At 48.6% G+C, this 18,996-nt stretch carries 21 protein-coding genes; 5 read left to right on the forward strand and 16 right to left on the reverse strand.

Annotated elements, in window-relative coordinates:
- Positions 1-15: 15 nt before the first annotated feature.
- Positions 16-1,233, forward strand: a complete 1,218-nt coding sequence (locus ODZ53_RS03585) for an MFS transporter (protein ID WP_173604446.1) — start codon at positions 16-18, stop codon at positions 1,231-1,233.
- A 72-nt stretch (positions 1,234-1,305) separates the two neighbouring features.
- Here ODZ53_RS03585 and ODZ53_RS03590 read toward each other — a convergent pair whose 3' ends face one another.
- From ODZ53_RS03590 to ODZ53_RS03620, 7 genes are all read right to left on the reverse strand, one after another.
- The gene (locus ODZ53_RS03590) at positions 1,306-3,375 is read right to left on the reverse strand and encodes a YecA family protein (protein ID WP_372675938.1); all 2,070 of its coding nucleotides are present in this window, start codon (positions 3,373-3,375) and stop codon (positions 1,306-1,308) included.
- Positions 3,376-3,456: 81 nt separating this feature from the next.
- Positions 3,457-3,732 carry a hypothetical protein gene (locus tag ODZ53_RS03595; protein WP_015892318.1) on the reverse strand — a complete coding sequence of 92 codons (276 nt, stop codon included), beginning with the start codon at positions 3,730-3,732 and terminating at the stop codon, positions 3,457-3,459.
- The gene (locus ODZ53_RS03600; RefSeq protein ID WP_372675940.1) at positions 3,729-4,724 is read right to left on the reverse strand and encodes a hypothetical protein; all 996 of its coding nucleotides are present in this window, start codon (positions 4,722-4,724) and stop codon (positions 3,729-3,731) included. The genes ODZ53_RS03595 and ODZ53_RS03600 overlap by 4 nt, the downstream gene beginning before the upstream one ends.
- Positions 4,725-4,890: 166 nt before the next feature.
- The gene (locus tag ODZ53_RS03605) at positions 4,891-6,453 is read right to left on the reverse strand and encodes a YcdB/YcdC domain-containing protein (protein WP_372675941.1); all 1,563 of its coding nucleotides are present in this window, start codon (positions 6,451-6,453) and stop codon (positions 4,891-4,893) included.
- 123 nt (positions 6,454-6,576) lie between these two features.
- A complete protein-coding gene (locus tag ODZ53_RS03610; protein ID WP_015892321.1) occupies positions 6,577-7,524 on the reverse strand; it encodes a 3'-5' exoribonuclease YhaM family protein in 948 nt (315 codons plus the stop codon).
- Positions 7,525-7,543: 19 nt separating this feature from the next.
- Positions 7,544-8,062 carry a YkvA family protein gene (locus tag ODZ53_RS03615; RefSeq protein WP_015892322.1) on the reverse strand — a complete coding sequence of 173 codons (519 nt, stop codon included), beginning with the start codon at positions 8,060-8,062 and terminating at the stop codon, positions 7,544-7,546.
- Positions 8,055-8,684: a DedA family protein gene (locus tag ODZ53_RS03620; protein WP_142497675.1), complete on the reverse strand. Its 630-nt coding sequence runs from the start codon at positions 8,682-8,684 to the stop codon at positions 8,055-8,057. Before ODZ53_RS03620 ends, ODZ53_RS03615 begins: the two co-directional genes overlap by 8 nt.
- Positions 8,685-8,896: 212 nt before the next feature.
- On the opposite strand from ODZ53_RS03620, the gene ODZ53_RS03625 reads away from it, so the two are divergent.
- Positions 8,897-9,382 carry a DUF2062 domain-containing protein gene (locus ODZ53_RS03625; RefSeq protein ID WP_372675942.1) on the forward strand — a complete coding sequence of 162 codons (486 nt, stop codon included), beginning with the start codon at positions 8,897-8,899 and terminating at the stop codon, positions 9,380-9,382.
- A 63-nt stretch (positions 9,383-9,445) separates the two neighbouring features.
- Here ODZ53_RS03625 and ODZ53_RS03630 read toward each other — a convergent pair whose 3' ends face one another.
- The 3 genes from ODZ53_RS03630 to nadE all read right to left on the reverse strand — a co-directional run bounded on the left by ODZ53_RS03630 (position 9,446) and on the right by nadE (position 11,312).
- Complete coding sequence (locus tag ODZ53_RS03630; RefSeq protein WP_015892325.1) at positions 9,446-9,667, reverse strand: hypothetical protein; 222 nt, start codon at positions 9,665-9,667, stop codon at positions 9,446-9,448.
- 64 nt (positions 9,668-9,731) lie between these two features.
- Positions 9,732-10,556 (reverse strand): MBL fold metallo-hydrolase, encoded by an 825-nt coding sequence (locus ODZ53_RS03635; protein ID WP_372675943.1) that lies wholly within the window; start codon positions 10,554-10,556, stop codon positions 9,732-9,734.
- A gap of 3 nt (positions 10,557-10,559) precedes the next feature.
- Entirely contained in the window at positions 10,560-11,312 is a 753-nt protein-coding gene (gene nadE, locus ODZ53_RS03640; protein WP_015892327.1) for an NAD(+) synthase, read from the reverse strand.
- 132 nt (positions 11,313-11,444) lie between these two features.
- Between nadE and map the strand changes: the two genes are divergently transcribed.
- The 3 genes from map to ODZ53_RS03655 all read left to right on the forward strand — a co-directional run bounded on the left by map (position 11,445) and on the right by ODZ53_RS03655 (position 14,007).
- The gene (map, locus tag ODZ53_RS03645; protein WP_064203411.1) at positions 11,445-12,191 is read left to right on the forward strand and encodes a type I methionyl aminopeptidase; all 747 of its coding nucleotides are present in this window, start codon (positions 11,445-11,447) and stop codon (positions 12,189-12,191) included.
- Positions 12,192-12,370: 179 nt separating this feature from the next.
- Entirely contained in the window at positions 12,371-13,396 is a 1,026-nt protein-coding gene (locus ODZ53_RS03650; RefSeq protein WP_372675944.1) for an LLM class flavin-dependent oxidoreductase, read from the forward strand.
- A gap of 14 nt (positions 13,397-13,410) precedes the next feature.
- On the forward strand, positions 13,411-14,007 hold the full coding sequence (locus tag ODZ53_RS03655) for a TetR/AcrR family transcriptional regulator (protein ID WP_372675945.1): 597 nt from the start codon (positions 13,411-13,413) through the stop codon (positions 14,005-14,007).
- Between the two features lie 65 nt (positions 14,008-14,072).
- Here ODZ53_RS03655 and ODZ53_RS03660 read toward each other — a convergent pair whose 3' ends face one another.
- The 6 genes from ODZ53_RS03660 to ODZ53_RS03685 all read right to left on the reverse strand — a co-directional run bounded on the left by ODZ53_RS03660 (position 14,073) and on the right by ODZ53_RS03685 (position 18,923).
- On the reverse strand, positions 14,073-14,252 hold the full coding sequence (locus ODZ53_RS03660; protein WP_015892331.1) for a hypothetical protein: 180 nt from the start codon (positions 14,250-14,252) through the stop codon (positions 14,073-14,075).
- Between the two features lie 149 nt (positions 14,253-14,401).
- Positions 14,402-14,752 (reverse strand): PspC domain-containing protein, encoded by a 351-nt coding sequence (locus ODZ53_RS03665; RefSeq protein ID WP_372675946.1) that lies wholly within the window; start codon positions 14,750-14,752, stop codon positions 14,402-14,404.
- A 116-nt stretch (positions 14,753-14,868) separates the two neighbouring features.
- Positions 14,869-15,489, reverse strand: coding sequence for a flavin reductase family protein (locus ODZ53_RS03670; protein WP_372675947.1), 621 nt, complete (start codon positions 15,487-15,489; stop codon positions 14,869-14,871).
- A gap of 19 nt (positions 15,490-15,508) precedes the next feature.
- Entirely contained in the window at positions 15,509-16,669 is a 1,161-nt protein-coding gene (locus ODZ53_RS03675) for a homogentisate 1,2-dioxygenase (RefSeq protein WP_372675948.1), read from the reverse strand.
- A gap of 25 nt (positions 16,670-16,694) precedes the next feature.
- The gene (locus ODZ53_RS03680; RefSeq protein ID WP_064203365.1) at positions 16,695-17,612 is read right to left on the reverse strand and encodes a fumarylacetoacetate hydrolase family protein; all 918 of its coding nucleotides are present in this window, start codon (positions 17,610-17,612) and stop codon (positions 16,695-16,697) included.
- A 390-nt stretch (positions 17,613-18,002) separates the two neighbouring features.
- Positions 18,003-18,923: an RluA family pseudouridine synthase gene (locus ODZ53_RS03685; protein WP_372675949.1), complete on the reverse strand. Its 921-nt coding sequence runs from the start codon at positions 18,921-18,923 to the stop codon at positions 18,003-18,005.
- Positions 18,924-18,996: the final 73 nt, after the last annotated feature.

An 18,996-nucleotide genomic window follows, 5' to 3' on the forward strand; every position in this document is an offset into this window, starting at 1 on the left:
TGGGGATGAACTGACATGAGTGCCTCGTCGACACCCATTCACTCAACACCCGCAGGGACTGCGGCACCGACTGTCTATCGCATGCTATTTGCCATTAGCATTGCGCATCTGTTAAACGACAGTTTGCAAGCGGTCATCCCTGCACTGCTCCCTATTGTGGAGAAGAATCTAGCATTGACGTTTACACAAGTCGGAATGATTTTACTCGTCATGAACCTTACTTCATCTGTTTTGCAACCATTTGTCGGTTACTACTCCGATCGCAAATCGATCCCGATATTGCCACCACTGGCTTTGATCGTATCGGGATTGGGGATGCTGGCACTCGCTTTCTCCGGCAATTACTATTTTGTTCTCGCAGCAGTTGCCTGTGTGGGGATTGGTTCAGCTATCTTCCACCCAGAAGCCTCACGCTTCGCCCACTTGGCATCAGGTCCTCGTAGAGGGCTGGGGCAATCCATTTTTCAAGTGGGGGGAAATGCTGGGCAAGCACTCGCTCCCTTGATGACCATCCTGGTCTTTGCGAACCTGGGACAGACAGGGGCCGCCTGGTTTCTGCTGCCTGCGCTATTAGCTAGCGGCATCTTGCTCTATGTTGCTCTCTGGTATCGTGGGCAACAGCGTTTGAAAAAGGCTACTGCCGCACCTGTCACGTATACGAATCTGAACAAGCGGCTGATTGCCTTAGGCCTCCTGATTGTCATCGTCAGCGTGCGTTCCTGGATGAATGCTGGCTACCAAAGCTTTTACCAGTTTTATTTGATGTATGTGAAAGATATGGATTACGCCAATGCCCAGCTCGTCATTTTTGGTTTTCTTTTCGCAGGAGCGATTGGGACATTTTTTGGCGGACCGCTGTCTGACCGATTCGGAAAAAGGAACTTGCTCATCATTTCTACACTCGGTTCACTTCCACTGACATTACTGACGCCTTACGTCTCCGGATTTTGGGCCTTTCCATTGCTCGTGATTAGCGGCTTTATCATGCTTTCCAGCTTCTCCGTCACAGTCGTATATGCGCAGGAGCTATTGCCTGGCAAAATCGGTACCGTATCCGGGCTGATTATCGGGCTTGCCTTTGGAATGGGCGGCATGGGCGCTCTCGTATTCGGCTATCTCGCCGATCTCTACAGTCTGAGCTTCGTCATTCTGTTATGCTCGTTCCTCCCGTTGATCGGATTTATGGGCTTTTTGCTGCCAAAAGACAAGACACTCCGCGAATGGGCTCACTAATCTAGACCAATAAAAAGTCAAAACAAAAAACCCGAGGACACGACTCCTCGGGTTTTCTTCATGTTAAGGACTCTAAACCAATACACCTGTTGGTGCGCCCAGCACTTGGGTAATAACTGGCGGATACACTTCAGGCGTACCATACAGTCTCCAAGTACCGTCCTCACCTTGACCGAACACGCCATGGATCAGCCAATCTGCTGCTAGCATCGCACCCAATTCAGCGCCAATCGACAGCTTGATTGTCTCGCCATTCGCACGTTTTGCCGTACAGCCAGATGAAGTGATCTCTTGCACGAGCATGGATTCTTCCGTGATATCTTTGATCGCCATCGGGTTGCTGTAAAGATTTTGAGTCGCTTCTTTTTCCAGCACACCACGTAAGCGATAGGATTCCGGCAATGTTTCCTTCAACTCGGCAAACAATGGCTGCATGACAGGATAAAGCGCGTATGGTCCTTGCTTATCCAGCCACTTGAAGAACGCCGTCAAAACAGACATCAGATTGGTTGCCAACGTTTTGGTCGTTGCGTCCGTGCGCGTGAAAATGTCGTGGACGAGGAAGTAAACCAAGTCCTCTCTGCGCAACTGCCCCCATGTGAAAGATGGGCCAAACGCTCCTCTGACGAATGAACGGAAATTGTTCATGACCTCATCGTACTTTTTGACGGTTGCTTCTGACTTGCCATCAGTCATCTCTTGTACGAAGCGATTGATGTCCGCAAGTCTGTCAGGATGTACGGTGTACACACTCTCCGGCAATCCCTCGATCAAAGGACGGCGCAACAGGTTATGCACATGCAGGCTGTCATTTGACAACGAGAGGCGCGGACGAAGCATGTCCATTCGGATAAAGCGAGCCAAGCCTTGTCCGATTTTATGATCCTGTTCCATTTGCTCCATCAGCTTGTGGAGTTTTTCATGCAGCGCCTCGTTTTCAGTAGCCGCAACCAAAAGTGGAGCCAAATCATCGAGCTGTTCATGGGAAGTAACCAGCCATTTTTCAGCAAAATAGGTTTGGACTGCCCACTGCAACACTTTCGGTGGCAAAGTAGGCTGACTCGTGATAAACAGGGTTCCTTTGGACAAACGAGAACCCGTTGAAGTAAGAACGCGAATCTCCTCTTCGTTCTCAAATGCAAGCAGCAGTAAAGTCTCAGCGACTTCGTCCAACTGCGGTACAAACCCTTCCAGAATCAGGCTGTCATCCTGCAAAATCACTTCTGCCTGTACTTCATAAAGCTCTAGCAAGGCATCCTTTAAATTCGGGAACAAATGCTCTTCCTTGCGTGTCGCATATACCCATGTCTCACGAGCACCATCCCGCTTTTTCAGCTCAAATGCAGGGTTCGACTCGATTACTTTCAACAACTGTTTACGATCTGGCATCGCATAAGTACGACGTAGAAGGGAATCTTGCTTCGGTGCTTCTGACTCGCTTGCCGCTTCACCAAATTGAACGATGAAGTGATACAGCTCTGTCGTATAGCTTCTCTTGCTCGTATCTGCCTTCGCGGCTTCTACTTCTGGATGCTGGTGTAACCACTCGAGCAGACTTTCCTTGACATGTGGCTGCAAGATGATGCTGCCAGAGAAGAGCATATCACGCAGACCGAGATTCAGCAGACGCCCTACGATCAATTGTCCAGGGACAACATTCAACGTATTGGCACGAAGCAGATAGTGTTTTTCTTCCGAAATCGGTTGTTGAACCGTGATGACATCACGATCCACTTCCACGATTTCATAAACATTCAGGTGCAGTCCAGCAAACGCACGGCGAAGATCGGGCTCCATCCGACGTCCATGCTGTTTGATATAGTTCTCAAGCAGCGTGCTTCCACCTGTTTTGACGTCCAATACACACCAGTTGAAGAAATGGGCTGCCCATTCAGGACGTGCGACACTCTCTTGGGTCAAACCGACTTCTTCCGCAAAACGATTCCGCGCTTCTTGAATCGTCTCGCTGGTTACATTTGCGCCGACAAAATGGTTCAATCTTTCGACCCAGCCAGCGTATTCTTTTTGCAGCTTTTGCTCGTGGCGGCTACGCAGCTCCGTAATAGGAGTGACTACCCCACAGCATTTTTTGTATTTTTTTCCGCTCCCGCAAGGGCACAGTTCGTTTCTTCCTACCGACATAGAGGGTTTGGATCTCCTTTCCATCCCACGCGGCATGCGCGGGGAATCATGCACAATCCCCCTATTTTACCGCATTATTCGTCATGTGTTCAAGTGTTCTCGCTTTGGTTCATGTGCGATACCCACATCCGTGTTGTTGGTTTCCCATTGGACAATAAATTGTTCCAGTCGATTCATCAACCTGACGATGCGCTGCTTCTCGCCCATGCATGCTGAAATAGCAGAGAGTTGGTTCGTGGCAAAAAGCTCCACTACTTCCTTCTCCATTTCTTGAAGGCGAATCCGATAGCCCGCGATAACATCGCGCAGGATGGCAAATCTCTGCTCTAACCGGATCGTAGCCTCAAGTTGACTCATTGTTGTTCACTGGTCGCCAGTACCTGTTGAATGCCAAGTACGATCTGCTCATGCTTATGTTTCTCTTTCATCAGCACTTCTATAGCTTGCATATTGCTTTGTTGAAAATGAGCGACAACTTCTTGGGACATTTCTTGGTTTCTTGTCTCTAAGCGGCTGATAGCTTCTTGCATCAGTTTTTGTACTTCCTCGAGAACTTGCTGGTTGGTAATGGTAGACATAGTAGCTTCCTCCTTGGTAAATAGTTGTTCTTGATGTTGTTCCACCTGGTGTAAGGGATTCGCTGGTTCTTCCGATGCAATTTCTTCTGAGACGGACTCGCTGTTTCCTATCGATACAGAAAGGGCAGCAGCAGCAACCTCGAGGGCCGCCTGCTCTTCCTTGGAATCTTCGCTACGAGCAATGATGTACATGGTATCACCGTCAATGCGGAAGCGGTCATCTTGCGCAGGGAGAAAAGCAGCATCTGAAGCAATTCCAACCTCCTGCTCCAGAAAATGGACTAATGTGCGAGCAGCTACCTGTGTAATACCATTGTCGCGGCAAAACGCATACACTTGGTCATTGCCCAAAGTCCACTCTGCCAAAAACCATCTGCTGTCGCCTTGATATTGCACAAAGCGAGGATCGCGTTCCAATTGCAGCATACGAAGAATCTGATTCCAGCCAAACTGCGTTTGTCGACGCAGCTCTGCGACGATTTGCTCAAGCTTTTTTGGTGTTTGGCTATCGCGCAAATAGCGATGAGCCAAGTCGTACACTTGATGTGGCTGGTGAGTGACCTCTACGATCGCCTCTGAGCTTCCAACGCGCACTGGAGACTGCTCCATTTTCAACACTTTATCCAGTACTGTCTCGCAGTCCAGCTCCAAAAAAGCATTCAGCTCATTCGCTTCCATCCGGGAGCAGATCTCCGTACGTGGAAGGGAGCGCTCACCGGGCCGGAATACCTTTTTTACAATACTTGGTAGGGTATAAGTTGGCCGTTTCATTGCACTTTCTCCTTCTCGTGATCGGCATTGTATGCCAAATCAAATGGGAATCAAGAAGTTATTCTACAAAAAGAAAAAAAATCCTACCTGCCTTGAAGTGTTTATGAATTCCGATAATGATGAAAAGGAAAACCCGACATGGCTTCTACACCATATCGGGTATCGGTTATTGGGTAGCTTTCCATTCCAGCCAGGTTTCCTCCACCGAACCCGTTGCGGCATCGATCTGCAAAGACTTGGTATTCGTTGTCGCTAAATAAGCCAGCTGCGGCAGTTTCGCTGAATGCGTCCCTACCCTCGGATACCAGTATGCCAAGCGTAGATTTGCTTCTTTGACATACGCATTCTTTGCTTTCTCATCCTTGATAATACCGTCTTTACTGATGGTAGCTGGCATGGACGGCAGTTCATTTACTTGCGCAAGGACTACGTTGCCCTTCTTCGCGTCCACTTCCAAGTAGAACAATGGTCTCTTGGTAGGGATACCGTCAATCTCAGGATGAAAGGCAAAGCTACTAATTGGCCGCACCAGATTTTGGTCTGCCCAACCCGGAAGATTTTCTACAAGACTCGTCTCCTTTACGGAGAAGGATTGTTCTTTGGACATTAAGTATTTTTCCACAAATTGTACGGCGATGTCTTTTGCCTCAACATGCGTGAGCGGCTTCTCAAGCTCCTTTTCTACGGGACCATCCAGCTTGAATTCAATGGGTGATTTTGTTTTACGGTCGAGCGTAATCCACGCGCTTTGATACGAGTTCGCATTCCATTCATGGCGATCGATGTCGCTGTTTTTGTACTTTTTGTCTTCTTTTACATTTTTGTACGTGCGTTGATTCAGCCTCAAGCCAAAATCCTTTTCGAGCATCTGCTCCATTTTTTTCGTATCTCGCCAGACGCCCATGTCTGCTGTTCCTTTGATTTTCATCGTCTCATTCGTTGTTTTATACACAGACGAAACTTCTTCACCAGTCAGAGCATCTATCGTTGGCAATTGGTCAGACACGTAAACGAGCTTGCCCGCCGACTCATCGTAGACCAATTCTAAGGATACCTTGTCTTGCCACTCCTTCATTGCCTTGTCAAGCGGTACAGCCTTGCTTGGGTCTGCTACTTCTTCTGCGGTAGGAAGCTTTAGCTTTTCTTGCTGAAAATGGACAACCTGCCCCTTTGCGTCAACCATGACCCGTGCTGTCTCTTTGTCCACCCATGTGTTGTTCAACTGTGGGTAGACACTGACAACCGCCAGATGATCCAGCTCAGATGCACGATCGTAAGAAAGCATCGCTTGCGGGGAAATAACATGGTCAACTGCTATGTAATTACGAATAAAGTCCACAGCCTTTTGATAGGCTTCCTTTTGATTGAGTTTGGTTGTTTTGTCCCGATTCACATCATGCAGGACAAAACTGGTCATATCTCCCTTTGCATTTGTGGAGATAGTGAGCGTCGTATTCGTGGTAATGACACTCTTTCTATCCGAAAGATGAATGACATACCCCGAATTGCTTGTCCCTCCGTAAGAGTCCACATGAAGGTCTTTCATGAGAGGCACGTAGTCCTCTTTCAATTCCGTTAACAAGTGGACGATGTCTTCTGGCAACTGAATAGGCTCCAGACTTGATTTGCCATCATACGCATAAGAAGACAACGGATGCAGAAGTGCCACTGGTGTCGTGACCATGCTGACTGCCAGCACAAACATGGCAGCTCTGTTTCGCTTTTTCACAGGAATACCTCCTCCTTACAAGACATTACTGGTAAGACGAGCATCTTGCAAAAACGTTTCTGATTTATCTAAAAAAAGCCAACTGCTTCGTTTTGCTTAGCAGTTGGCTTTTTGTTCTATCGATTAATATCCGCGCCAGACTTTTCGTCTAAGCACGCCAGCGTACGCCCATTCCTCTTCTTCCGGCATGTCCGCTAGTGTTTGGCTCAAAGCGTTCATTTTGCTGTCGATTTGGTCCAGGTAATGGAACATGACAGCTGTTGGCGTTTTTCCAGATACAGCACTGCCCCAGCCGTTCTCTACCTCTCCATGATGACTCAAAATGCAATGCTTCAAGTGCAGAACCTCTGCGTCCCCTAAAGAAATATCTAGCTTACGGCAAATGCCGCTTACCATCTCGACTCCCATGACCAAGTGACCAATTAACTGACCTGGCGTGGTGTAATCCGGAGCGATGGGATCAGATAGCTCGTACAGCTTTCCGATATCGTGCAAGATACAAGTCGCAATCAGTACATCCCTGTCTACTTGCGGATACAGTGGCAAGAGACTCTGTGCCGCCGTCAACAAAGAGACAATATGCTCCAGCAAACCGTGATAATAGTTGTGGTGCATGCGAACGCCAGCCGGATAATGGCGAAGGCGATCGTGAATCTCCTCTGTTGCCAGCGCCTCTTGAATAATGGCCTTGAGTGTGGCACTCTGCAGGCTGTCGACTGCATGGGTCAGCTTTGTCCACAGTTCGTCCACTGGAACGGGCGAGATCGGAATGAGCGACTCCATCTGAACTTCGTCTGATGCCGCAGCCGGTCTGATTCGTTGAATCACCAGTTGCTTTTTCCCACGGTACATTTGGACAGCAGCATCGATCTTCACAACAGATTTGACGTTAATCCATTCCTTCATTTCTGCATTGACATCCCACAGCTTTGCCATGATCGTACCGGAGCGATCTCCCAGCTCCAGATTCAAGTATTCACTCTGATTACTAGCTACGCCCGCTTCCTTGCTTTTAATCAGGCAAAAAGCAACAACACGCTCTCCCTCTTGATAATCCAATAAATATTTCATCTATATGTCCCATCCTAGCTTATTTTTTTCGGAACAGGGTTTCTTCCAGCTTTTTCACTATTTTCTTTCCGACTAAATCATCCGCTGATCGAACTACCTTTGTAATGACAGCCAAAAGGTCTTCTTCGCCATTCCAATGCTCACGTACAATCGATTCATCGATATCCACCAAAATCTTGCGCAATGCATAAACAGCCAAAATAACGTCATCCACTAGTCCGAATCCGCCCACTAATGCCTCCGGAATAAAATCAATCGGGGTAATGAAGTAGGCAACCGCTACACCCGCTAACGCTTTTGATTGAACTCCTACGCGCTTGTCTAGCATAAGACGGGCCAAGAGAACAAACAAATCTGGTGCAAGCAATATAAAGTTGGCTACAGAATCATTGATTCCCTTGTCTCTAATGAACGTTTCGATTTTCTCACGCAATTTATCATAAAAACGCTGGTGTTTTTCCGGTAATACGACAGGAACCAGTTCCGTTGGCTTGCGAACCACAGGCAGTAGATTTTCGTTGCGGTTTTCTTCACTCATTCTGATCCCTCCGTAATTGCTTTTTTACATTCGCCTTGTGTCTGAAATACGACCAAGCTGCGATCAATGCCAGCAAAGCGATAAAGAAGATCGCAAGGTTACGGGCAATCAAATCAAACAGCTCATCCCAACGTTCTCCTAATTGCCAGCCAAGCGTCACAAAAAGCAAGCTCCAAAACAGCCCACCCAAATAGGTATAGAGCATGAAAGTCGGAAATGGCAATCGCGTGATCCCGGCAAAATAGGCGGTAAACTGACGGACACCAGGGATAAAATAGCCCAGCGGAAGCGCCCATTTTCCGACGCGATTAAACCACTCTTCTGTTTTTTTGTAAACGGTATAGCCCATCCCTAATCGTTTCCCATATCGCTCGAGAAAAGCGTAGCCTAGCGTTCTGCCGATCCAGTATGCTGCCGTCATCGCTGTAACGGAACCGAGAAAGCAGACAAAAAAAGTAGGCCAATATTCCAATTTCCCCGTTGAAACAAGGAATCCTGAAAAAACAAGCAGCGTTTCTTCTGGCAAGGGCATCCCCAAAATTCCTAGAAAGAACAATCCAAACAAGGCGCCATACCCATATTGCGCAATATAATCACCGAAGGTTCCCATTACACCTTCCACAAATGTCACCACTTTTCCAGCAAGCTACCCTCTTCCATTATGCCAAAAGAAAGGCGCATTCACAAATAAGAGCTCATATAGCAACTATTAATTTTTGCCAACTTGGAGATACTCTACAACATCAACCAAAAAACGAATCCAGCCTCACCATTCGCCATGCCCTTAGGGGATTTCACGGACAAATGACTTGGAACAAACGAGGGATAGCACGGATGTGGATAAAAGCATATCGAAAGCTAAAATTCGAATACTACAAGGTGCTGAGAATGAAAGGGGCTCCTGCTTTCGTCGCCCGAGGATTTTCGCTCGGAATCTTCATCGAGTTTATTACCCTGCCTACTTTTGGCATCGCGTTTCTGTTGCTCTTCCCACTCTGCAAGCTGTCTCGCGCCAGTTTTCCCGCTGGTTTGGTTGCGTTTGTCATCGGAAAGCTCATCTTACCGCTCTTCATTCTTTTCAATTACAATATTGGATACGTGTTTATTGGCAAACCGTTACAAGGACATTTGAACCTTCACGAGTCTGGGATGCCATGGCTTGTCTGGGTGAAAGAAAAAGGACTTGTCTATTTTACAGGAAGTGCCATCATGGGGCTGATTGTCGCGTTCGCGAGCTACTTTCTCGTTTTAACTGGCCTTCAATTATATCGTCGCAAGAAATTACGGCGCTCATTACCCGAGGAAAGTCCTCCCCCTTAATTGCTCGAACGAAAAAGACCGGTCCGACATTCGCTGTCAGTCCGGTCTTTTTTGCTCGCAATGTTATGCAAAGTAGCCTTGATCGTGCAGGTACTCCATGATTTCGGCAACAGTTTTTTCTTCATTCAAGAGCTTCACGGTTACTTCCACTTGCTCTGGGGACAAACCGTTCGCTCCGAGGCTTTCCTTGATCAACACGTCGTTAGGGCGACGGAAGTACGTTTGCAACGTACGCTTCACACGTCCTTCCAGACTAGTTCTCAGCATCAATTCAGTCGTAGACATCTGTTCGACCTCTTTCCTAGAAAGATTTGCGTAACCCCTATTATCTTATAAAACCGTGGAATAATCAACCTTTCTGCGAAATAGCTTCCTTGCATAGTTGATCCAGGTTTTGTTCATGGGATGAACGAAGATGTTCATCGATCGATACACCATCATACGTCAGTTGGGAAAACTGCTCTTCCAGTACGTCTTTCTCTACATTATTAGCGATACCCTCGAAAACAACTGCACGTGCATCCAATAAGTACTGGCGATCCCGTTCAATTCGATGCAGGATTTCCTCGCGTCCTTTTGCAGGTACTCCGTGTCCAGGAATGACTTCTTCCACTTCTCCTTGATGAACCAACCGTTCGATCTTTTCCAGACTCTCCAAATAGGCACCGCTGTCATCGATAAACGGAAACTCCAAATTGGATAGCATGTCACCGACAACAAGCAGCTTCTGCTCCCGGAACAAGGTCGCCATCTGATCGGGGGTATGTCCTGGTACAGGCAGGAAAAAGACCTCCTGCCACTCTTGTGCACCCTCCACAAGCTTCGTGAATTTCGGTATTCCTACCTCATACGATCTGACCACGTAATACGACCCGTCAAACTTTTTCGCCTTGTTCAGCATACCCTCGATCCGTCCATCGGTCAGGATTTCCTTTTGTGCAATGACTGTGGCATCCGGAAATTTACCGACTCCGACTACATGATCCCAATCACCGTGTGTCAGGACGAGAATAAGCTCTCTTCCATTCCTCTCACGCTGCACATAGTCAGCTATCGCCTCTACCTCATGGGGAAAATAGGCCGGATCAAACAAGTAAATACGTTGCTCGGTTGAGACGACTGCACTTGTCGTTTGCCACAGACAACTTGTAAACAGCCTGTAGGTCTCTGCCATATTTTATATACCTGGCATGATGTTGCGCTTATGCTCAGAGATTCGATGCAGGTAATCAATACGTTCTTTGGCTTCCGGTCGAGTTTCTCCTGTAATCAGCAAACGATCCAGATCCTCATAAGTGAAGCCCATCTCCTGTTCATCCGTCTGCCCTTCCCACAAATCAGCAGAAGGCGGCTTCGTGATGATCTCTCCAGGCACCCCGAGCTCAGCAGCAAGAATTCGCATCTCATGCTTCGTCAGGCTAGCTACTGGGTTAAAGTCAGCAAGACCGTCTCCGCCTTTTGTCATATAGCCAACATGAATCTCGCTGCGGTTGCACGTATCCGCTACCAAGTATCCTTTTTGGTTAGCGATGGCATACAGCACTGTCATGCGCAAGCGAGCCTTTGTATTTCCCTTTGTTTTGTCATCAAGCCCAAGTACACCTTCGATAGCAGGAACCAAAGCGTCGTAGGCTGCCCCTACATCTACCGTGTGCAAATTCATTCCAATCGCTTCAGCAAGTTGCTTGGAATCTGTTTCATGAACGGTTTGCGAGTATGCAGGCAACCAAACGCCAATGACGCGTTCAGAGCCTAAGGCACGCACACACAGCGCTGCTGTAACGGCACTGTCAATTCCACCAGAAATACCGACGACTGCTCCGCCGAGGCCATTTCCATCAATTTGCTCACGAATAAAGGCAATACGTTTTTCCACGTCTTCTTTTACATGAATCTGGTAGTTCGCCAGATGTTCTTGAAACTTGTCCACGCTACCTACCCCCAGGGTTGATTATTTCTTCCTCATCCTACCATGCCGTTTTCGGTGTGGCAATTGGCGCAGAACGGCACTACACTATATACTATAGAGAGATCTTGACTAACGAGGAGAAGGAGAGAGTCGATGATTATCCTCAAGACACCTGAAGAAATTGAACTCATGCATGCAGCAGGCAAGGTTTTGGCTGCTTGTCATCGTGAGATTGCCAAGATGATTCGTCCAGGCATTTCTACCTGGGAGATTGATCAATTCGTAGAAGAATTTTTGGCTAAAAATGGCGCGACCCCTGAGCAAAAAGGGTTTCATGGATATCCCTATGCCACATGTGGTTCAGTCAATGATGTCATCTGCCATGGCTTCCCGAAAAAAGAGCCTCTGCGTGATGGCGATATCGTCACAATCGACATGGTTGTTCGAAAAAATGGTTGGCTGGCTGACTCCGCTTGGTCTTATGAAGTGGGAACTGTGTCCCCGGAAGCGAAAAGACTGCTGGAAGTCACTGAAAAATCGCTGTATCTCGGTATTGAGCAAGCTGTCGTAGGCAATCGGATCGGTGACATTTCCCACGCCATCCAAACGTATGCGCAAGAACAAGGCTACTCCGTCGTGCGCGATTTTACCGGACATGGTATCGGTCAGGAAATGCATGAGGAGCCGTTCGTTCCTCACTTTGGCCCTCCTGGCAGAGGACAACGCCTCAAAGAAGGCATGGTTATTACCATTGAGCCTATGCTGAACATCGGGACGTATCATGCGAAGGTCGATGAAGATGGTTGGACAGCACGTACACGCGATGGGAAGCTGTCCGCTCAATACGAGCACACCCTCGCTATCACCGCGAATGGACCTGTTATCTTAACAAAACAATAAGGAAGTACGAAGAGCCCTTGCATTGTCAGGGCTTTTTCTTTTTCTCCCAATGTGCTTGGTCGCACATCCAAGTGTTGACATCCCTTCTGCCGCTCCGTATGATGCAAGTACGTTTTGTTACTACTCAGTAACAAAGTTATCCGACCAGCAACCGCTAAGCACAAGGAGGGTTCCAACCCATGTCCGATACAATCTCGTCTAAGCCACTTCGAGAGATTCCATTATCCGTTCTCGATTTAGCACCCATTACGGAGGGTAGCACCGCTGCTGAATCGTATAAAAACAGTCTCAATCTGGCGCAACAGGTTGAAAAATGGGGCTTTACACGTTATTGGCTCGCCGAACACCACGCAATGCCCAGCGTAGCCAGCTCTGCTACTTCCGTTCTCATTGGTTACATTGCCGGCGGCACCAGCAAAATCCGTGTAGGTTCAGGCGGCATTATGCTGCCCAACCATGCTCCACTCGTGATCGCCGAGCAATTCGGGACACTGGAGTCCCTCTATCCAGGCCGGATCGACTTAGGTCTAGGACGCGCACCTGGGGCGGACCAACGAACAGCACGTGCGCTGCGCCGCGATTTGCGGATTGGTGGAGAGGATTTCCCGGAGTTATTGGAGGAGCTGCGTGAATATCTTCGTCCAATAACAAGCGAGTCGGCATCTGCCATCCGCGCTATCCCTGGCGAAGGTCTGAACATCCCGATCTGGTTGCTCGGCTCCAGCGATTTCTCAGCGCGACTAGCAGGCATGCTCGGATTGCCGTTTGCTTTTGCCGGGCATTTTTCACCGAACTTCACCTTGCCTGCCTTACAGACGTATCGTCATTGTTTCCGTCCATCGGAAGTGCTGGATCAGCCATATGCCATGGTTGGCGTCAACGTGATGGCAGCCGATACGGATGAGCTGGCGAATCGACTGGCCACCTCCCATTACCAGGCATTCTTAAATCTCGTCCGCGGTGATCTCAAGCCAATCCAACCACCTGTGGACAATATGGATGAGCTCTGGAGCGAATTCGAAAAACTGTCAGTCCAAGCACAGCTGCGTTCCTCCATTATTGGTAGCCCTGCCACTGTGAAAAGCAAACTCCAAGAGTTGCTCGATGCTACGGGAGCAGATGAGCTCATGATTACGACGCAAATGTACCACCATGCCGATCGTGTGCGCTCTTTTGAAATTGTCTCCGACGTCTGGAAGTCCTAAATGGGGGATGATATATGACGGAAGCAAAACGGCCTCGCGTTCCTCGTGAAAAAGCACAAGAGATCATCCTGAACGCTGCTGAAGAATTGTTTTATCAAGAAGGGATCCATGCCGTCAGTGTAGACGCCATCGTCGAGCGTGCTGGAATGAATAAGATGAGCGTCTATCGGCAGTTTTCCTCGAAAACAGACTTGATTCTCGCCTACATGACTCGTAAGCAAAACGTTTTTTGGCAAGAGTGGGAAGAGAGCATCGCCAAACATCCCAATCGGCCACGAGAGCAACTCATTCAGTTTTTTGCTGATCTGGCTGCGCGCGCGTCCAACGAGCAATTTCGCGGCTGTTGCTTTATCAATGTAGCTGTCGAGTTTCCTGATCCGGTTCATCCCGTTCGTGAGTTGGTTTGCTCCCATCAGAAACGTATCCGCGACGCTTTTTTGGAACGCACGACAGCCCTTGGCGCTGCTCATCCATGCGAGCTGGCCTATACGCTTATCTTGTTGATGGAAGGTACTTACGCGGATAGCCAGACATACGGAACCGATAGTGCAGCGATCCGCATGGTTCCTGCCATCGTAGAAAAAGTGTTGGACCAAGCGCTTCCCAATTAAAAAAGTGGCTCCCTGCCTTCTTCTGGCAGTTGCCACTTCCTCTTTTTGTCGATCATACAGCTGTTTTAGCGCTGAGCGCTGGTCGCATACTTGTCTTGTTTCGACGTCATTGCTTCTAATTCTTTGACGTCTTGTTCCAAGTCATGGATGTCTTCTTCAATCAGTTTTTTCAGATGTTGCTTTTCCCGCAGAATTTTACGGGTTTGCTCCAAACGCTGATTCAAATCGAACACGCCGAGATACACTGCTTTTCCCTCCCTATGTAGGTTTTCCACCTTACATGTTATGCAGCGATCTCCAGAAGTTGCTGACCATTTTTTTGTGGGATCAAAATTGGGTAAAAGTGAAAAGAGACTTCCCGTGAGCGTAATGCCCTGGAAGTCTCTTATTTGCTTTAAAGTCCTTTGTATTTGCCCAACTCTTCGCGCAGGCGATACACTTCCTGTACCAAAGCACGCTTCTCCAGACGGTCAATTTCCTGATCCAAATCGTTCATGCGTGCATGTCCACTATATGGCCCATCATGCATCGGGAAACCGTCAGAAGCGTATGACCAATGCGGTTCTCTTGGCATGATCATCGCCATCAGCAAGTAAAGCAAAATCGGTACTCCTGTAAAAACAGTGAGAACGACAACTCCTATACGTACCAACGAAGAGTCAATGCGCAAAAATTGCGCAATCCCACCACAAACTCCAAATAACCGTTTATCCTGATGCGAACGGTATAGTCGTCTTTCCATCATTGCTTTCCACCCTCTCTACAGTATCCGCTTGCCTTGTATCTACAGGATACCCGATAGGCGATTGCGGTAAAATGGTCCGTAGAGGGATTTGTCCTCCGTCGCTGGACGGAGATCAATCATTTGACAGGTGGCTCATAAACGGGGCGGGGACGATCAAACTGTTCACCCAGAGTCGCATACGTATGGCCCGCTAATCTGCTAACGGGTGCAAATGCTGTAGCATCAATCCGTCCTGCATGATACAGCTCATCCGCTACATGTACATGTACCACTTCCCCGATAATCAAATCCGAAGTCGTCGGACTACCTAATTCCACAATCTGATGCAGCTTGCACTCAAAATGAATGCGGGATGCACGCAGTCTTGGCACCTTGACACGAACGGATGGTGCGACTTCCAGCCCCATCGCCTCTACTTCACTGATCTCTGGCGGATAATCGGCAGAAGTCTGATTGACCGCATCCACATTGTGTACGTCCACCATATTGACCACGAATTCTCCCGTTTGGATGATGTTTCGTGCCGTATCTTTTGGGACACTTCCCGGCTTGCGCATGACGGCAACCGAAACCATCATCGGTTCAATGCTGGCGACATTAAAATAGCTGAAAGGAGCGGCATTGACGATCATCCCCTCCCCTAACGAGGTGACCCAAGCGATCGGCCTCGGGACGATACATCCGATCAAGAGCTTGTATTTTTCCTGCCGTTCAATCTCGTGAATAGCGATTTCCATTGCGTTTTTGCACCTCTTCCTATTCCTTCGGTGGCAACCAGCTTGACATGTATGCCTCATCTTCAATTTCCAACGCTTGCTTTGTAACGTGAAGCGGGTTGAATGTGTCCAGCATGACAGCTAGCTCCTGCGTTTCTTTTTTCCCAATGCTCGCCTCTACCTTGCCTGGATGCGGCCCATGAGGAATCCCCATTGGATGTAAGGTGATCGAACCCTCGTAAATACCTTTTCTGCTCATAAAATTACCATCTACGTAGTATAACACCTCGTCACTTTCTACATTACTGTGGTAGTAAGGCGCAGGGATCGCTTGCGGATGATAGTCGTACATTCGCGGAACGAACGAGCAGATGACAAAGTTTTGACCAGCAAAAGTTTGATGGACAGGTGGCGGTTGATGAATGCGCCCAGTAATTGGTTCGAAATCATGAACACTTAGTGCATAGGGATACAAATAACCGTCCCAGCCCACGACATCAAACGGATGGAAGTCAAAGAAGTAGCTGTAGACCACGGATTGGCGTTTGACGCGCACCTCGAAGTCTCCGCTTTCCACATGCGTCTCCAATTTTTCTGGCAAACGAATATCACGTTCACAAAACGGCGAATGTTCCAACAATTGACCGTGCTCGTTGCGATAACGCTTTGGTGGCACGATCTCATTCTGGGACTCAATGACGAGGAAGCGGCTCTGTTCTGAAGGTACAATCCGATAGGTCGTGCCGATCGGAATGACGAGATAGTCGCCCGGCTTGTAAGTGAGTGTGCCGAAAATCGTTTGCAGCTCTCCCTTGCCTTGATGGACAAAGACGACTTCATCCCCATCCGCATTGCGATAAAAGTAATCCATCGGCTCTGTCGGTGCGCAGACTGCCATGACGACATCGTTATTCCCCAGCATATAGCGACGTCCAAAAATCGGGTCCCCACCCGGCTGAACATCAAACGTTTTAAAATGCTGATGCGCTAAATCAACCTGCTCCACATATTCCAAACGGACGTCTGCGTATTTGCGCGTCTCCCTCACTTGGGTAGGCGGATTGTGGTGATACAGAATCGATTGAATCCCAGAAAACCCTTTGGTTCCCATCACTTGCTCGCGGTACAGTCCCCCATCCGGCTTGTAAAACGTCGTATGCCGCTTTTGTGGAACTTCCCCCATTCGATGATAAAAAGCCATACGTTCCTTCCTCCTTTTTTCATCCCTATTCACAAATGGTATTGCGAAGCACACCGAGGCGTTCCACCTCTAGCTCCACTACATCACCTGGCGCAAGCCAAGCATACTGCTCTGTCCCCAGCTCCAAAATGCAGCCAGTCCCTACTGTCCCCGACCCAATAACATCTCCGGGATACAAGGAGCAATCCTCCGAGGCACGGGCAATCATTTCAGCGAATGTATAGTGAATGTCTTTGAAGTTTCCTTTCGAATACTCTCTACCATTGATGCGTGCCACCATCTCTAGATCGTAGCGGCTGCCCTTTTCGCCTGTGAGGCGTACATCCGCCAGCTCCTCCGGTGTAACCAGCCACGGTCCCATGGACGTTGCGAAGTCTTTACCCTTGGCAGGTCCTAAGCCGACCTTGACCTCCTCCCGCTGTATATCCCGGGCGCTCCAGTCGTTTAAGATACAATATCCTGCGATGTGCTCTTCCGCTCGTTCTACTGGAATGTTAACTCCTGCTTTTCCAATCACGCAGGCAATTTCCAGCTCATAGTCCAGCCACTCGGTTGCTTTGGGTCTGCGAATATTCGCTTGCGTCCCTGTAAAAGCTGCTGCATTCGAAAAATAAAAAACGGGAAAGTGATACCATTCAGGCACCATCGGAAGTCCGCGTTTGGCTCGCGCTGTCATCACATGGGCCTCGAAAGCGTAAAAGTCACGAAAGCTGGAAGGACGTGGAAGTGGCGAACCTAGCTCGACTTGTTCCAAATCCCAGCCATCCTGTGCCTCGTATGCTGCTTGGAGAACAGGTAACCAATCCGCCCACTCCTCTAGCAAATCTAGCACTGTACTCGGCGCCCCCGGACAAGCATGTGCAATATCTTTGACTTTTCCTTCGTGCAAGAGCCCCGCTCGCCAAGCATCCCTTTCCCTTTCTCGATAGGAAACCAGCTTCATGAAACCCTCTCCTTCTCTTTGGCAATAAGAAAACCTATATCGATGCTTGCTCAAGGATGAGCGACCGCGTATTAGCGGAATGTTTTACGTAATATCGGGAAGAAACCCGAAGAGGTTTATGCTTTCCGATATTATAAGAAAACCCAGCTCACTCCCAAAGCAATTCCGGTGCATGACAAATAAAAAGGGGAGCCCTCTTTGTCAAAACGATCCGAAACGGCATCAGGCGCAAGCTGGGTCTAGTCTGCTACTGAAAAAAATCTTTTCTGGATTTTCCCCCGCAGACAGCCAGCTATTCACTGTTGTGTGTTTCCAAAGTTTGTAACGAATTTCTTCTATCATATCGAAAACGTTTACAGCTTTCCAGAGGGAAATGACGAAATTTTTCGCCTAAGTCATTTCCTTGCACAGATAATCGGGAAAAAATTGCTGGGCTAGCTGCTCCATATCATTTGGCAGCGGCTCCTCCCAGCTCATCGCAAGACCACTACGCGGGTGGACAAAAGATAGCCCCCATGCATGCAAAGCTTGTCTGCCGATATGCTCCCGATCTCCCCCGTACAGATCATCTCCGGCAAGCGGGTGCCCTTCACTGCTCATATGTACGCGAATCTGATGCGTACGCCCCGTCTCCAGCTTCACCTCGACAAAACTCATTCCTTCCCCTCGGGCAAGCACACGATAATGGGTAACGGCTGTCTGCCCATCCGGCCTTACCTGTCTGGTGATAAACGAATTTTCCGCAAGGCCAATCGGCGCATCAATCGTACCGTCGTCTGACTCCACGATTCCTTGAACGATAGCTCGATACGTCCGCTGCAACGTCCTGATCTGCTGCATGCGGCTGAATTGTTCATGCGCCCACTGATTTTTCGCCACGATCATCAAGCCTGATGTATCCTTATCCAAACGGTTCACCGCCCGGAACTTTCTGTTCTCGCCACACTTTTTCCAATAAGCGATCATCCCGTTTGCCAAAGTGCCACTGGGATGATTTCCTGTCGGATGAACGACCAATCCCGCTGGCTTTGCGATGACCATCAAATCCTCGTCCTCGTAACGAATGGAGAGCGGCATGTCCTCTGGAGCAACAGTCTCTTCCGCTTCTTCTTCAACCATGACTGCTATTTTATCGCCGGCTTGCAATTTTTCGTTTACAAATACGAGAACGCCATTCCGTGTAATGGAGCCTTTAAACTTGGCACGAATGAGCAAACGCCGCGATACACCATACCGCTTTTGCAGAACTTCTCGCACGGTTTGTCCTGCATCTGCCTCATCAACCGTGAAGCTAATTAATTCTTCTAGCATGTTGTCTCTCCTTTAAGTCTTTCCTCCTCAGTATAGCAAAAAACGATCATGGCTGTTTTGGCCATAACCGTCC

Source organism: Brevibacillus sp. BD137 (genome assembly GCF_041644655.1).
In the GTDB taxonomy this organism is placed as follows: Bacteria; Bacillota; Bacilli; order Brevibacillales; family Brevibacillaceae; genus Brevibacillus; species Brevibacillus brevis_D.

Excerpts from the sequence above, each read along its gene's own strand:
- map (WP_064203411.1), top strand. The coding sequence starts at position 11,445 with ATGATTATCCTCAAGACACCTGAAGAAATTGAACTCATGCATGCAGCA.
- ODZ53_RS03615 (WP_015892322.1), bottom strand. The coding sequence starts at position 8,062 with ATGAGTGAAGAAAACCGCAACGAAAATCTACTGCCTGTGGTTCGCAAG.
- ODZ53_RS03595 (WP_015892318.1), bottom strand. The coding sequence starts at position 3,732 with ATGAGTCAACTTGAGGCTACGATCCGGTTAGAGCAGAGATTTGCCATC.
- ODZ53_RS03610 (WP_015892321.1), bottom strand. The coding sequence starts at position 7,524 with ATGAAATATTTATTGGATTATCAAGAGGGAGAGCGTGTTGTTGCTTTT.
- ODZ53_RS03665 (WP_372675946.1), bottom strand. The coding sequence starts at position 14,752 with ATGATGGAAAGACGACTATACCGTTCGCATCAGGATAAACGGTTATTT.
- ODZ53_RS03635 (WP_372675943.1), bottom strand. The coding sequence starts at position 10,556 with ATGGCAGAGACCTACAGGCTGTTTACAAGTTGTCTGTGGCAAACGACA.
- ODZ53_RS03625 (WP_372675942.1), top strand. The coding sequence starts at position 8,897 with ATGTGGATAAAAGCATATCGAAAGCTAAAATTCGAATACTACAAGGTG.
- ODZ53_RS03655 (WP_372675945.1), top strand. The coding sequence starts at position 13,411 with ATGACGGAAGCAAAACGGCCTCGCGTTCCTCGTGAAAAAGCACAAGAG.
- ODZ53_RS03585 (WP_173604446.1), top strand. The coding sequence starts at position 16 with ATGAGTGCCTCGTCGACACCCATTCACTCAACACCCGCAGGGACTGCG.
- ODZ53_RS03600 (WP_372675940.1), bottom strand. The coding sequence starts at position 4,724 with ATGAAACGGCCAACTTATACCCTACCAAGTATTGTAAAAAAGGTATTC.
- ODZ53_RS03670 (WP_372675947.1), bottom strand. The coding sequence starts at position 15,489 with ATGGAAATCGCTATTCACGAGATTGAACGGCAGGAAAAATACAAGCTC.
- ODZ53_RS03650 (WP_372675944.1), top strand. The coding sequence starts at position 12,371 with ATGTCCGATACAATCTCGTCTAAGCCACTTCGAGAGATTCCATTATCC.
- ODZ53_RS03685 (WP_372675949.1), bottom strand. The coding sequence starts at position 18,923 with ATGCTAGAAGAATTAATTAGCTTCACGGTTGATGAGGCAGATGCAGGA.
- ODZ53_RS03630 (WP_015892325.1), bottom strand. The coding sequence starts at position 9,667 with ATGTCTACGACTGAATTGATGCTGAGAACTAGTCTGGAAGGACGTGTG.
- ODZ53_RS03590 (WP_372675938.1), bottom strand. The coding sequence starts at position 3,375 with ATGTCGGTAGGAAGAAACGAACTGTGCCCTTGCGGGAGCGGAAAAAAA.
- ODZ53_RS03680 (WP_064203365.1), bottom strand. The coding sequence starts at position 17,612 with ATGAAGCTGGTTTCCTATCGAGAAAGGGAAAGGGATGCTTGGCGAGCG.
- ODZ53_RS03675 (WP_372675948.1), bottom strand. The coding sequence starts at position 16,669 with ATGGCTTTTTATCATCGAATGGGGGAAGTTCCACAAAAGCGGCATACG.